This window comes from Klebsiella sp. 141161 (assembly GCF_050600815.1).
In the GTDB taxonomy this organism is placed as follows: domain Bacteria; phylum Pseudomonadota; class Gammaproteobacteria; order Enterobacterales; family Enterobacteriaceae; genus Klebsiella; species Klebsiella aerogenes.
In genome coordinates this window covers 47,277-61,601 of the sequence record NZ_JAQIRN010000009.1, presented here as the reverse complement: position 1 = coordinate 61,601, position 14,325 = coordinate 47,277, and the positions used below count along the sequence as shown (strand labels likewise).

Genomic DNA, 14,325 nt, shown 5'->3' with positions numbered 1-14,325 from the left:
CTCAGCTTAAGCGCCGTTTTTGAGTCCTTCGAGATATTCCCAGCGTTCAAAGGCCGCTTCCAGGGCCTGTTCCGCTTCCGCTAACTGCGCCAGCACCTGCTGGGTCTGGTCATGCGGCTGGCCGAAGAACGAAGGATCGGCAACTTTTTCCTGCAGCGTCTGCAGTTGAGTTTCCAGATCTTCCAGCTTCTGCGGCAGCTGTTCCAGTTCGCGCTGCAGGTTATAGCTTAGTTTGCTGGCGGCGCGTTTGACACTTTCTGCTTTCGGTTGAGCGACTTCCGCCGTTTTTTTTACAATCGGCTGTTTATTCGCCAGCGACTGCGCTTGCTGTCCACGCGCGTCGTGATAACCACCGATATATTGGCCGATACGCCCGCCGCCCTCGAAGATCCAGCACTCGGTCACGGTGTTATCGACAAATTGACGATCGTGGCTCACCAGCATCACGGTGCCCTGGTAGCCATCGATCAGCTCTTCCAGCAGTTCCAGCGTTTCGACATCAAGGTCGTTAGTCGGTTCATCGAGAATCAATAAGTTACTGGGTTTCAGGAACAAGCGCGCGAGCAGCAGACGATTACGCTCCCCGCCGGACAACGCGCGTACCGGGGTCATCGCCCGTTTTGGATGGAACAGGAAGTCCTGCAGATAGCCCAGCACGTGACGCGGCTTACCGTTTACCATCACCTCTTGCTTACCTTCCGCAAGGTTATCCATCACCGTGCGGTCCGGATCCAGCTCCGCGCGGTGCTGGTCGAAGTAGGCGACTTCCAGCTTGGTACCGACGTGGATACGCCCGCTATCGGCCTGTAGCTGACCGAGCATCAGCTTCAGCAGCGTGGTTTTACCGCAACCGTTCGGGCCAATCAGCGCAATCTTGTCGCCACGCTGGATTTGCGCGGAGAAATCTTTGACCAGCACTTTGCCGTCAACCTGATAGTTGACGTTTTCCATCTCAAAGACGATTTTGCCGGAGCGAGAAGCCTCCTCGACCTGCATCTTCGCGCTGCCCATAACTTCACGGCGCTCGCCGCGTTCGCGACGCATGGCTTTCAGCGCGCGGACGCGTCCTTCGTTGCGGGTACGACGCGCTTTAATCCCCTGGCGGATCCACACCTCTTCCTGCGCCAGCTTGCGGTCGAATTCAGCATTCTGCAGCTCTTCAACCCGCAGCGCTTCTTCTTTATCCAGCAGATATTGATCGTAATTGCCCGGATAGGTCACCAGCTTGCCGCGATCGAGATCGACGATGCGCGTTGCCATATTGCGGATAAAAGAACGGTCGTGCGAAATGAAGATGATGGTGCCTTTGAAAGATTTGAGGAACCCTTCCAGCCAGTCGATAGTTTCGATATCGAGGTGGTTAGTCGGTTCATCCAGCAGCAGTACGCGAGGCCCGCTAACCAGCGCGCGGCCCAGCGCCGCTTTACGCAGCCAGCCGCCGGACAGCGACGCAAGCTGCGCGTCGGCGTTAAGGCCAAGCTGCTCGATCACTTCGTTGATACGACTATCCAACTGCCACAGCCCCAGGTTATCCAGCTGTTCCTGCAGGCGGGCCAGTTCATTTAAATTTTTGTCGCTCGGATCGGTCATCACCTGATGCGAAACGTCATGATAGGCCTTCAGGTACGCCGCCTGTTCGGCGATCCCTTCCGCGACAAAATCGTACACCGTACCGGCGACGTTACGCGGAGGATCCTGCTGCAGACGCGCGACGATCAGATCCTGTTCATAAATAATACGCCCATCGTCCAGACCCTGCTCGCGGTTGAGGATTTTCATCAGGGTCGATTTACCCGCGCCGTTACGCCCAACCAGACAAACGCGTTCGTTATCTTCGATATGCAGTTCAGCATTATCCAGCAGCGGCGCATCGCTGAACGAAAGCCAGGCGCCGTGCATACTAATCAGTGACATTCTTTATTCCTTTCAGGCCGCGGTAATCAGCCAGCAGTTGTGGATCTGACGGTTGCGGGCAAAATCCTGCGACAGCGTTTTTTGCGAAATTTCTTGCGCCTTCAGGCCAAGCGCCGCCAGCCCGTCATGATCCATACGGAAACCGCGTTTGTTATTCGAGAACATAATCGTCCCGCCTTTACGCAGCAGACGTTTTAGATCGGTCATCAGACGGATATGATCGCGCTGCACGTCAAAGGCGTCTTCCATTCGTTTGGAGTTGGAGAAGGTCGGCGGATCGATAAAGATCAGATCGAACTGCTCGGTACTTTCCCGCAGCCAACCCAGCACGTCCGCCTGCATCAGGCGATGCGCGCGGCCGGTTAAGCCATTGAGACGCAGGTTGCGTTCCGCCCACTCCAGATAGGTGCGCGACATATCGACGGTGGTGGTTGAACGCGCGCCGCCGAGACCGGCGTGGACGCTGGCGCTGCCGGTATAGGAGAACAGGTTGAGGAAATCCTTACCCTTGCTCATCTGGCCCAGCATACGACGGGCGATACGGTGGTCGAGGAACAGACCGGTGTCGAGATAGTCGGTAAGGTTAACCCACAAACGCGCGTTATACTCCTGTACCTCGATAAAGTCGCCCTTCTCCGCCATCTTCTGGTACTGATTTTTACCCTTCTGCCGTTCACGGGTCTTCAGCACCAGTTTATTCGGCGCAATCCCCAATACCGCGATAGTCGCGGCGATAATATCGAACAGACGCTGGCGCGCTTTGTGCGCATCGACGGTTTTCGGCGGCGCGTACTCCTGCACCACCACCCATTCGCCGTAGCGGTCGATAGCCACGTTGTATTCCGGCAAATCGGCATCGTACAGGCGATAGCATTCAATACCTTCCTGACGAGCCCACTTTTCAAACTTCTTCAGATTTTTGCGCAAGCGGTTGGCGAAATCTTCCGCCAGCATCGCCGGCTTGCCGCCTTCGCTTTCCGCCAGATGATAGTTCTTCTGTACGCAGTCCAGCGGGCCGTTTTTGGCTTTAAACTGTTTATCGGCGCGCAGCTGCAGGCAGCTCAGCAATTCCGGCGAGGCGCTGAAGACCGACAGGTTCCAACCGCCAAACTGGTTTTTCATAATCCGTCCCAGCAGGCTGTGCAGGGCAATCAGCGCCGGTTCGCTTTCCAGACGCTCGCCGTATGGCGGGTTGCTGATAACGGTGCCGTACGGGCCTTTCGGCAGCGGATTATTGAGCTGCGCGACGTCTTTCACTTCGAAATTGATGAGCTCACCAATACCGGCGCGGCGGGCGTTGCGGCGCGCGCGTTCAATTACGCGCTCGTCGACATCAGAGCCGTAGAAGCGTGATTCATAAGCCGCCAGCCCCTGGCGAGCGCGCGTTTGCGCCTCAGCTTTTACCTCTTTCCAGATAGCGTCATCGTGCTGCGCCCAGCCGCCGAATCCCCAATGGCCGCGGTGTAAGCCCGGCGCGCGATCGGTCGCCAGCATCGCCGCTTCAATCAGCAATGTGCCGGAGCCGCACATCGGATCGAGCAGCGGCGTTCCCGCCACCCAGCCGGAGCGCATGACGATTGCCGCCGCGAGGTTTTCTTTGATAGGCGCCATGCCGGTACCATCACGGTATCCGCGCAGATGCAGACCTTCGCCGCTCAGATCCAGCGAGATATGCGCCGTCTCTTTGTTCAGCCAGACGTTGATACGCAGATCGGGATTTTCACGATCGACATTCGGACGCGGCAGGTTTTTACGCGTGAAGCTATCGACGATAGCGTCTTTGACTTTTAATGCGCCATACTGACTATTGCGGATCTCATCATTGAGGCCGCTAAAATGCACCGCGAAGGTGGCGTCAGTGGTAAAGATCTCCGTCCACGGAATCGATTGAACCCCCAGGTAGAGATCCAGATCGCTATACACGCTGCACTCACCCAGCGGCAGCATGATGCGCGAGGCCAGCCGGCTCCACATCAGGCTTTGATACAGCAGGCGCGTATCTCCCTGAAAATGAACCCCGCCCTGGACGACCTGGCACTCCGTGGCGCCAAGTCCTTCCAGTTCAGTTTTTAACAGCTCTTCGAGACCACGAGCCGTGCTGGCAAACAGAGATTTCATATCGTCACTTTTACTTAAAGAAAATTGGTGCGCATTATAGCCAATATGTGCCCTATGTCATAAAGTTAAAGGCTTATTTTTGAACCCAGGGGCAGCGTATGGTAACGCTATCGAAACTTTTTATTCATCCCGTCAAATCCATGCGCGGAATTGGCGTCACCCATGCCTTTGCCGATATTAGCGGCATGGCCTTCGACCGCATCTTTATGCTGACTGAAACCGACGGTACGTTTATTACCGCGCGCCAGTTTCCGCAGATGGTGAAATTCCTGCCTTCGCCGCTTCATGACGGCCTGCACTTGACCGCGCCGGATGGCAGCAGCGCGCTGGTGCGCTTTGATGATTTCGCTCCCCAGGGCGAGCCGACGGAGGTGTGGGGCAACCATTTCACCGCCTTAATCGCGCCAGCCGCCATCAACCAGTGGCTCAGCGGCTTCTTCAACCGCGACGTCCAACTGCGCTGGCTCGGGCCGCAGCTAACCCGGCGAGTAAAACGCCACGACGCGGTACCCCTCTCCTTCGCCGATGGTTACCCCTACCTGCTCGCCAATGAAGCCTCGCTTCGCGACCTGCAGCAACGGTGCCCTGCCAGCGTAAGCATAGAACAGTTTCGCCCTAATCTGGTGGTCACCGGTGCCGCGGCGTGGGATGAAGATAGCTGGAAAGTCATACGTATCGGCGAGGTGGTATTTGATGTTGCCAAACCCTGCAGCCGCTGCATTTTCACCACCGTCAGCCCGGAGCGTGGGCAAAAGCATCCGTCCGGCGAGCCGCTGGAAACGTTAAAGCGTTTTCGTACCGCGCAGGATAACGGCGATGTCGATTTTGGCCAGAACCTGATCGCCCGCAACAGCGGCGTAATCCGCGTGGGTGATGAGGTGGAAGTGCTGACGCGCGGCCCGGCTAAAGCCTATGGCGCTGGCGATAGCGACGACACGCTGGCGGCCGATGCGCAGCCAAAAGCGACGGTTGAGATTGAGTGGCAAGGGCAACAGTTTACCGGCAACAACCAGCAGGTGCTGCTGGAGCAGCTGGAACAACAGGGCATTCGTATCCCTTATTCCTGCCGCGCCGGGATCTGCGGCAGTTGTCGGATCCGCCTGGAAGAGGGTGAAGTGAGTCCGTTAAAGAAAAATGCGGTCGCCGCGGATGGCACCATTTTATGCTGCAGCTGCGTACCGAAAACCGCGCTGCGCCTGGCGCCTTAAACCGCCTGCCCCAGGCTGTAGCTGGCCGTGTTCTGCGCCGGCTGCAGTCTGTCATTCATAATTTTAATCACATCGCCCAACTGCATTACCCGGCCAGCCAGAGTTAGTCCCGGCTGCGCCAGCAGGCAAAGCGTGGCGTTTTCACCCGGTTCAACCACCAGCAAATTGACCTGCTCGCCGGTATCGCTGATCCACACGCTGGCGGCGTCGCCGCTGGCGGGTTGCCAGTTCTGCTGATGCGTGGTGAAATGCCAGCTCTTCGGCATCTGTGGTTTCAGAAAACGGATCGCGGTTAAGGCATTTAATACTAATTCGGCACGCTGCTCTTTGTTTAATTCAATTTCGCGGCATTTTTCTTCAAAAGAAAAATAGAGCGCCGCGTCATCGACGCAAAATCCCGATGGCGCGAAAGCATCAGGCGTTAACATGCGCCGGGCAAAACGTGAGCGAAATAACATACCATTGGCCAAGTCGAGCATCATGCGGTCATGCTCTTCGTCGTAATACCAACGCCAGTTATCGTCAGGTTTAATCCGCATTTCTACCCCCGTCCTCTTCCACTTCCTTCTGCAAAGCAATGGCATCCTGCTACAGAATAATTTCTAAAATTAAGAAAAGACTAAAATGTCTAAATAAGCAACAATGAAGGAATATAAAACAACCAGGGCTGGAAATAAAGCCCTGGGGAAGATTCAGAGGCGGAAAAGATTAGATGTGTGTAACAATTTCTTTAATCAGCGGCGGGCCTTTAAAAATAAACCCGGAATAAATCTGTACCAGCGTGGCGCCAGCAGCCAGCTTTTCACGAGCGGCAATCACCGAGTCAATACCGCCAACTCCGATAATTGGCAAACGACCATTTAATTCCGTGGCCAGCATACGAATAATTTCGGTGCTTTTTAATTGTAATGGACGACCACTCAACCCACCGGTTTCATCACAATGCTTCATCCCCTGGACCAATGAACGATCGAGGGTGGTATTGGTAGCAATGACGCCATCAATATTATGGCGGACTAAGCTGTCGGCTACCTGGATCAATTCTTCGACAGAAAGATCCGGGGCGATCTTCACCGCCACAGGAACATATTTTTGATGTTTCTGTTGAAGTTCGAGCTGCTTATTTTTAATACCGCTGAGTAAATCATCCAGCGCTTCGCCATATTGCAGAGTACGTAACCCCGGGGTATTCGGCGAGGAGATATTAATGGCGATATATCCAGCGTATGGATAGACTTTTTCCATACAAATCAGATAATCATCTTTACCCTGCTCTACCGGAGTATCTTTATTTTTTCCGATATTAATCCCCAGCACGCCGTCAAAATGCGCTTTTTTCACATTCTCGACCAGGTTATCAACGCCGTGGTTATTAAAGCCCATACGGTTGATCAGACCTTCGGCATCGACGAGACGGAAGATCCTCGGCTTGTCATTGCCCGGCTGCGGACGCGGAGTCACGGTACCAATTTCGATTGAGCCGAAGCCCATCGCGCCGAGCGCATCAATACACTCGCCGTTTTTATCAAGCCCGGCCGCCAACCCCAGTGGATTCTTGAAAGTGAGCCCCATGCAGGTAACGGGTTTCGACGGTACTTTTTGTCGAACCAGCATTTCCAGCGGCGTGCCGGTGACGCGGCGTAATTGTTGGAAGGTTACTTCATGAGCGCGCTCAGGATCGAGCTGAAAAAGAGCTTTACGAACGAAGGGATAGTACATGAACTCTCCTGGATTCCCGGTGTGCAAACCGGGGGCGTATTATGTTCGATCCGCGCCCGAAAGGGAATTGACCTGCGACAAAAAATCACGCGACCAACGCAAACGTTTACTTCTCAGCCGCCTGTTATGCGCATTTTGGCAATTTAACGCCGGAAAAATCATTTAGGGAAATAAACGCCCTCTGTCACACTGCCATAAAATGTTATCAATTATAGATAAATGCAAACATTTGGTTATAAGGAGAGTGTATGCGCGTTATTACAATCGCGGGCAGCCCCCGCTACCCTTCTCGCTCAAGCGCATTGCTGGAGTACACCAGAGAGAAACTTACCGCGGCCGACATCGAAGTCTATCACTGGCATTTACAGAATTTCGATCCCGAAGATCTGCTTTACGCCCGCTTCGATAACCCCGCTCTGCATACCTTAAATGAACAACTGGCCGGCGCTGATGGCCTGATTATCGCCACTCCCGTCTATAAAGCCTCTTTTTCCGGCGCGCTGAAGACGCTACTGGATTTGCTCCCCGAACGCGCTCTGGAAGGCAAAATTGTCCTGCCGCTGGCGACAGGCGGCACCATCGCCCATATGCTGGCGGTCGATTACGCGCTTAAACCAGTGCTTAATGCTCTCAAAGCGCAGGAGATCCTCCACGGCGTATTCGCCGATGACAGCCAGGTCACCGATTATCAACACAAGCCGCAGTTCACACCGAATCTGCAAAACCGTCTCGACCAGGCACTGGAGACCTTCTGGCAGGCGCTGAATCGCCGCAACAGCCGCATCCCCGGACTAAAGACGTTACAGGGGGTTGAGCATGCTTAATCCTCTGCGTGCCCTGACCCTCGGCGGGCTACTCATGCTTTCCTTTATTACGCATGCGGCCCCGCAGGCGCCGGAAGCGTTACGCATCGGCTACCAAAAAGGCAGCGTCAGTATGGTGCTGGCGAAGAGCCATCAACTGCTGGAGCAACGCTATCCGCAAACTAAGATTTCGTGGGTCGAGTTTCCCGCCGGGCCGCAAATGCTGGAAGCGCTGAACGTCGGCAGTATTGATATCGGCAGCACCGGCGATATCCCACCGATTTTCGCTCAGGCTGCCGGCGCCGATCTGGTCTATATCGGCGCTGAACCAGCGAAACCGAAAGCGGAAGTGATTCTGGTTGCCGATAACAGCCCAATCAAAAGCGTGGCTGAACTGAAAGGCCGTAAGGTGGCGTTCCAGAAGGGCTCAAGCTCGCACAATCTGCTGCTGCGCGCTCTACAGCAGGCAGGTCTGAAATTCAGCGATATCCAGCCGGTGTATCTCGCTCCCGCCGATGCTCGCGCCGCCTTCCAGCAGGGCAATGTCGACGCCTGGGCCATCTGGGATCCCTATTACTCTGCGGCGCTGCTGCAAGGCGGGGTACGGGTACTGAAAGATGGTAGCGACCTAAAGCAGACCGGTTCGTTCTATCTTGCCGCTCGTCCTTATGCCGAAAAGAACGGCGCCTTTATCGAAGGCGTGCTGGAGACCTTTAGCCAGGCGGATGCCCTGACCATTAGCCATCGCCAGCAAAGTATTGCCCTGCTGGCCAAAACGATGGGTCTACCCGAAGCGGTGATTGCCAGCTATCTCGACCATCGTCCGCCCACTGCGATATCACCGGTAAGCGCTGAAACGGCCGCTCGCCAACAGCAAACCGCCGATCTCTTCTATGAAAACAAGCTGGTACCGAAAAAAATCACTATTCAAAACCGTATCTGGCAGCCTGCCCCCGCACAAGGAGCGAAATCATGAGTCTGAATATGTTCTGGTTCTTACCCACCCACGGTGACGGCCGCTATCTGGGCACCGATGAAGGCGCGCGCCCGGTAGATTACAGTTATCTGCAGCAAATCGCCCAGGCCGCCGACCGGCTCGGCTTCACCGGCGTACTCATTCCTACCGGACGCTCGTGCGAAGATGCCTGGCTGGTTGCCGCTTCAATGATCCCCGTCACCCAACGGCTGAAGTTTCTTGTCGCGCTGCGCCCAAGCGTGGTATCCCCCACCGTCGCCGCGCGCCAGGCTGCCACGCTTGACCGGCTCTCTAATGGTCGGGCCTTGTTCAATCTGGTCACCGGCAGCGATCCAAATGAATTAGCCGGCGATGGCGTATTCCTCGACCACACCGAACGCTACGAAGCCTCCGCCGAGTTCACCCATATCTGGCGCAAACTGATGGAAGGTGAAACCGTGACTTTCCACGGCAAGCACCAGCACGTGCGCGGGGCGAAACTGCTCTTCCCGCCGCAGCAACAGCCGCGACCGCCGCTCTACTTTGGCGGCTCCTCGGACGTTGCACAGGATCTGGCCGCCGAACAGGTCGACCTCTACCTGACCTGGGGCGAACCGCCAGCGCAGGTGGCGGAAAAAATCGCCCAGGTGCGTGAGAAAGCCGCGCGCCTCGGCCGCAGCGTCCGCTTTGGTATTCGTTTGCACGTCATCGTTCGCGAAACCAATGAAGAGGCATGGCAAGCGGCGGAAAGCTTAATCTCCCATCTGGATGACGAAACCATCGCCCGCGCGCAGGCAGCCTTCGCGCAAACCGATTCTGTTGGCCAGCACCGCATGGCGGCGCTGCACAACGGCCGTCGCGACAAGCTGGAAATCAGCCCGAATCTGTGGGCGGGCGTCGGTCTGGCGCGCGGTGGCGCGGGCACCGCGCTGGTGGGCGATGCGGCTACCGTCGCCGAACGTATTAATGAATACGCCGAACTAGGCATCGACAGTTTTATCTTCTCCGGCTACCCGCACCTTGAGGAAGCCTGGCGAGTCGGCGAACTGCTGTTCCCGCTGCTCGATGTCAACGTCCCGACGATCCCTCAGCCGCAAAACTTGCGCCTGCAGGGCGAAGCGGTGGCGAACGAATTTATCCCGCGTAAAGCGGCGCAAAGTTAGGGAGCGAACTATGGCAGCCTCTTCGCAAAAACTTCTATTACGCCTCGCTCCCTGGTTTTTACCGGTGGGCACCGTGCTTATCTGGCAATTGGCGTCATCGGTAGGCTGGCTCTCAACCCGTATACTCCCCTCTCCGGAGGGGGTACTGAAAGCCTTCTGGACGCTCTCCGCCAGCGGCGAGCTGTGGCAACACCTGGCGATCAGTTCCTGGCGCGCTTTACTCGGCTTCGCCATTGGCGGCTCCATCGGCCTGACGCTCGGACTCATCAGCGGCCTCTCGCGCTGGGGCGAACGCCTGCTGGATACCTCCATCCAGATGCTGCGCAATGTGCCGCATCTGGCGCTAATTCCATTGGTGATTTTGTGGTTTGGTATTGACGAAAGCGCCAAAATATTTCTTGTCGCGCTGGGGACGATGTTTCCGATTTATATCAATACCTGGCACGGTATCCGCAATATCGATCGCGGTCTGGTGGAAATGGCGCGTAGCTATGGCTTATCCGGGTTCGCCCTCTTCCGCCACGTAATCCTCCCCGGCGCCCTGCCCTCGATTATGGTCGGCATTCGCTTCGCTCTCGGATTAATGTGGCTGACGCTTATCGTTGCTGAGACCATCTCGGCTAATGCCGGGATTGGTTATCTGGCGATGAACGCCCGCGAATTTCTGCAAACCGATGTGGTGGTGGTCGCCATTATTCTTTACGCCATTCTCGGCAAGCTCGCCGATTTTAGCGCGCAACTGCTGGAACGCGTCTGGCTGCGCTGGAACCCGGCGTACCGTCTTCAGGAGGCTAACGCATGAATACTGCTCGTCTTAATCCCGGGATCCCGCTGTTACTCAATGGGGTCAGCAAACGCTACGGCGACAATGTCATTCTCAATGAGCTGGATTTACATATTCCTACCGGGCAATTTGTCGCAGTGGTCGGCCGCAGCGGCGGCGGTAAAAGCACCCTGCTGCGCCTGCTGGCCGGGCTGGAAAAACCCAATGGCGGCGAACTGCTGGCAGGCGCGACGCCGCTTGCGCAGATCCAGGAGGATACGCGCATGATGTTCCAGGACGCGCGGTTGCTGCCGTGGAAAACGGTTATCGACAACGTTGGACTTGGGCTGAAGGGCCAGTGGCGCGATGCCGCCCGCCAGGCGCTGGCCAGCGTCGGGCTGGAAGAGAGAGCCGATGAGTGGCCGGCGGCCCTCTCCGGCGGGCAAAAACAGCGCGTTGCGCTGGCCCGCGCGCTGATCCATCGCCCGCGTCTGCTGCTGCTGGATGAACCGCTGGGAGCGCTTGACGCCCTCACCCGTCTGGAAATGCAGGAATTGATTGTTTCGCTCTGGCAAGAACACGGCTTTACCGTGTTGCTGGTAACTCATGATGTGAGTGAAGCGGTGGCGATGGCCGACCGGGTGCTGTTAATAGAAGAAAAGAAAATTGGCCTCGATTTGAGCGTGGATATTCCGCGTCCGCGGCGGTTCGGCTCGGCGAAGCTGGCGGAACTGGAAGCACAGGTGCTCGATCGGGTGATGAAGCGCGGCGACAGCGAGCGTGCGCCGCGTTTGTTTAGTCATGGCTAACTAATGTCCCCGGCCCGCGCTTCGCTCGGCCGGGCTACCAAATCGCACAGCGCTGTAGCCCCGGTAAGCGAGAGCGCTACCGGGGATTTTGCGGCCGTTACGCCAGCGCTTTGGTAATCTTCTCGAACAGATCGCCGGAGAGATTCTCCAGCCCTTTCAGCTGTTCCAGCGCCGCACGCATCTTGGCCTGACGTTTCTCATCGTAGCGTTTCAGACGAATCAGCGGCTCAATTAGACGCGACGCCACCTGCGGGTTGCGGCTATTGAGCTCGGTCAGCATTTCCACCAGGAACTGGTAACCGCTGCCGTCTTCGGCATGGAACGCCGCCGGGTTGCTACTCGCGAAGGCGCCGATCAGCGAACGTACCCGGTTTGGGTTGCTCATCGTGAATGAACGGTGCTTGAGCAAGCCGCGTACCGTCTCAACCACATTGGCCGCCGGGCTGGTGGACTGCAGAATAAACCACTTATCCATCACCAGGCCGTCCTGGTGCCACTTATCGTCATACTCCTGCATCAATGCATCACGGCACGGCAACTCAGCCGCCACCGCCGACGACAGCGCAGCCAACGCGTCGGTCATGTTGTCAGCATGATGATACTGGGCTTGCACCAGCTTATCTGCCAATTCAACATCGCCAAAAGCCAGATAGCGCAGGCAGGTATTGCGCAGGGAACGTTTACCGATATCGGCATGGTCTACGCGATAGCTGTCGAGCTTGTTGGCGTTGTAAACCACCAGCAGCTCATCGGCCAGTTCTTTCGCCAGCGTACGGGTCAGCGCTTCGCGCACCGCCGCGATGGCAATCGGATCGATGATGGCGAACAGTTCTGCGATTTCGTTGGCCGACGGCAGCGTTAAAATTTCCGCCGCCAGCGCCGGATCGATTTTCTCATCGAGCAGGATCGCGCGGAAGGCGTCAGCGACGTGGATCGGCAGCGACAGCGGCTGCCCCTGCTGATGACGGTTAACGTTGAGCTTGATGTAGGTCGCCAGCAGACTCTGCGCGGCATCCCAACGCGAGAAGTCGTTACGCGCGTGGCGCATCAGGAACGTCAGCTGCTGGTCGCTCCACTTATATTCAAGCTTGACCGGCGCGGAGAATTCACACAGCAACGCCGGTACCGGCTGGAAGTAAACGTTATCAAAGACGAATGTCTGTTCCGCCTGGGTGACATTCAATACGTGATGTACCGGATGACCGCCCTTCTGCAGCGGGATCGCTTTGCCTTCGTTATCGTACAGCTCGATACTGAACGGGATGTGCAGCGGCTGCTTGTCGGCCTGTTCCGCGGTCGGCGGCGTACGCTGGCTGATAGTCAGGGTGTACTGCTCGGTTTCCGGGTTATAGTCGTCATGCACGGTAACGACCGGCGTGCCGGACTGGCTGTACCAGCGACGGAAATGCGACAGATCCACGTTCGAAGCATCTTCCATCGCCTGCACGAAATCATCGCAGGTGGCGGCGCTGCCGTCGTGGCGTTCAAAGTACAACTGCATCCCTTTCTGGAAATTGGCTTCGCCCAACAGGGTGTGCAGCATACGGATCACTTCGGCGCCCTTTTCGTAGACCGTCAGGGTGTAGAAGTTGTTCATTTCGATAACCATATCCGGACGGATCGGGTGCGCCATCGGGCTGGCGTCTTCGGCAAACTGTAGCCCGCGCATGGTACGCACGTTATTGATACGGTTTACCGCACGCGAGCCGAGATCGGAACTGAACTCCTGATCGCGGAATACGGTCAGCCCTTCTTTCAGGCTGAGCTGGAACCAGTCGCGACAGGTCACGCGGTTGCCGGTCCAGTTATGGAAATATTCGTGACCTATGACGCGCTCGATATCGAGGTAGTCTTTATCGGTCGCGGTATCGGTACGGGCCAGCACGTATTTAGAGTTAAAGACGTTGAGGCCTTTGTTCTCCATCGCGCCCATGTTGAAGAAGTCGACGGCGACGATCATATAGATGTCGAGGTCATATTCGAGACCGAAACGAGTTTCGTCCCACTTCATCGAATTCTTCAGCGAAGTCATCGCCCACGGCGCGCGGTCGAGGTTGCCGCGGTCAACGTACAGTTCAAGGGCGACTTCACGCCCGGAACGGGTGGTGAAGGTGTCACGCAGCACGTCGAAATCGCCGGCTACCAGCGCGAACAGGTAACAGGGTTTCGGGAACGGATCCTGCCATTGGATCCAGTGACGACCATTGTCCAGCTCACCCTGGGCTACGCGGTTACCGTTAGAAAGCAGGTAGGGGTATTTCGCCTTATCGGCGATGATTTTGGTGGTGAAGCGCGCCAGCACATCCGGACGGTCGAGGTACCAGGTAATATGGCGGAAGCCCTCTGCTTCGCACTGGGTACATAGCGCTTCGCCTGACTGATACAGGCCTTCCAGCGCGGTGTTCGCCGCCGGGCTAATTTCATTGACGATAGTCAGGGTGAAACTGTCCGGCAAACCGCCAATCACCAGCTGATTATTTTCTTCTTTATAGTCGTTCCACGGCTGGCCGTTCACCTGTAGTGAAATCAGAGTCAGGTCTTCGCCATCCAGACGCAATGGCACATCAGACGCAGCCGCGTGACGGGAAACCTTACTCTCGGCCGTGACAACGGTTTTCGCGGCATCCAGGTCAAAGGTCAAATCAATATCGCTAATCAGATAATCCGGCGCACGGTAGTCGTGGCGGTATTTGGCTTGGGGCTGTTGTGTCATAAAAAACCTTTAGCGTGTCTGTAAAGTATCGGCTCCAGTCTATTCCTGTTGCGCAGATCGCGCTATGCAGAATCTTCATCTTTTCAACGTTCAACACGAAAATCGCTACATTTTGATAACACATGAGGCACGAAATGCGCTCGACCCGGCGCAAAGCTTG

General features: G+C 56.4%; 11 protein-coding genes. 6 read left to right on the top strand and 5 right to left on the bottom strand.

What is annotated here, in order from left to right; all coding sequences use genetic code 11:
* Window positions 1–6 precede the first annotated feature (6 nt).
* Both PGR79_RS20550 and rlmKL read right to left on the bottom strand, forming a co-directional pair.
* Complete coding sequence (locus PGR79_RS20550) at window positions 7–1,914, bottom strand: ABC transporter ATP-binding protein (RefSeq protein ID WP_020079244.1); 1,908 nt, start codon at window positions 1,912–1,914, stop codon at window positions 7–9.
* 12 nt (window positions 1,915–1,926) lie between these two features.
* Window positions 1,927–4,032, bottom strand: a complete 2,106-nt coding sequence (rlmKL, locus tag PGR79_RS20545; protein ID WP_047056208.1) for a bifunctional 23S rRNA (guanine(2069)-N(7))-methyltransferase RlmK/23S rRNA (guanine(2445)-N(2))-methyltransferase RlmL — start codon at window positions 4,030–4,032, stop codon at window positions 1,927–1,929.
* 98 nt (window positions 4,033–4,130) lie between these two features.
* On the opposite strand from rlmKL, the gene PGR79_RS20540 reads away from it, so the two are divergent.
* The gene (locus PGR79_RS20540) at window positions 4,131–5,240 is read left to right on the top strand and encodes a YcbX family protein (RefSeq protein WP_113374277.1); all 1,110 of its coding nucleotides are present in this window, start codon (window positions 4,131–4,133) and stop codon (window positions 5,238–5,240) included.
* Here PGR79_RS20540 and zapC read toward each other — a convergent pair.
* On the bottom strand, window positions 5,237–5,779 hold the full coding sequence (gene zapC, locus PGR79_RS20535) for a cell division protein ZapC (protein ID WP_087858134.1): 543 nt from the start codon (window positions 5,777–5,779) through the stop codon (window positions 5,237–5,239). The two genes, PGR79_RS20540 and zapC, sit on opposite strands and share 4 nt — an antisense overlap.
* Window positions 5,780–5,948: 169 nt before the next feature.
* A complete protein-coding gene (pyrD, locus tag PGR79_RS20530; protein ID WP_042892893.1) occupies window positions 5,949–6,959 on the bottom strand; it encodes a quinone-dependent dihydroorotate dehydrogenase in 1,011 nt (336 codons plus the stop codon).
* A gap of 248 nt (window positions 6,960–7,207) precedes the next feature.
* Between pyrD and ssuE the strand changes: the two genes are divergently transcribed.
* The 5 genes from ssuE to ssuB are packed head-to-tail and all read left to right on the top strand — an operon-like array spanning window position 7,208 to window position 11,452.
* Window positions 7,208–7,783: an NADPH-dependent FMN reductase gene (gene ssuE, locus PGR79_RS20525; protein ID WP_087858135.1), complete on the top strand. Its 576-nt coding sequence runs from the start codon at window positions 7,208–7,210 to the stop codon at window positions 7,781–7,783.
* The gene (locus PGR79_RS20520; RefSeq protein WP_411325380.1) at window positions 7,776–8,738 is read left to right on the top strand and encodes a sulfonate ABC transporter substrate-binding protein; all 963 of its coding nucleotides are present in this window, start codon (window positions 7,776–7,778) and stop codon (window positions 8,736–8,738) included. The genes ssuE and PGR79_RS20520 overlap by 8 nt, the downstream gene beginning before the upstream one ends.
* Window positions 8,735–9,880: an FMNH2-dependent alkanesulfonate monooxygenase gene (ssuD, locus tag PGR79_RS20515; RefSeq protein ID WP_015367446.1), complete on the top strand. Its 1,146-nt coding sequence runs from the start codon at window positions 8,735–8,737 to the stop codon at window positions 9,878–9,880. The genes PGR79_RS20520 and ssuD overlap by 4 nt, the downstream gene beginning before the upstream one ends.
* 10 nt (window positions 9,881–9,890) lie before the next feature.
* A complete protein-coding gene (ssuC, locus tag PGR79_RS20510; protein WP_015367447.1) occupies window positions 9,891–10,682 on the top strand; it encodes an aliphatic sulfonate ABC transporter permease SsuC in 792 nt (263 codons plus the stop codon).
* Window positions 10,679–11,452 (top strand): aliphatic sulfonates ABC transporter ATP-binding protein, encoded by a 774-nt coding sequence (gene ssuB / locus PGR79_RS20505; RefSeq protein WP_113374280.1) that lies wholly within the window; start codon window positions 10,679–10,681, stop codon window positions 11,450–11,452. The genes ssuC and ssuB overlap by 4 nt, the downstream gene beginning before the upstream one ends.
* 97 nt (window positions 11,453–11,549) lie before the next feature.
* On the opposite strand, the gene pepN is transcribed toward ssuB, so the two are convergent.
* Entirely contained in the window at window positions 11,550–14,165 is a 2,616-nt protein-coding gene (pepN, locus tag PGR79_RS20500; protein WP_087858139.1) for an aminopeptidase N, read from the bottom strand.
* Between the last annotated feature and the right edge of the window lie 160 nt (window positions 14,166–14,325).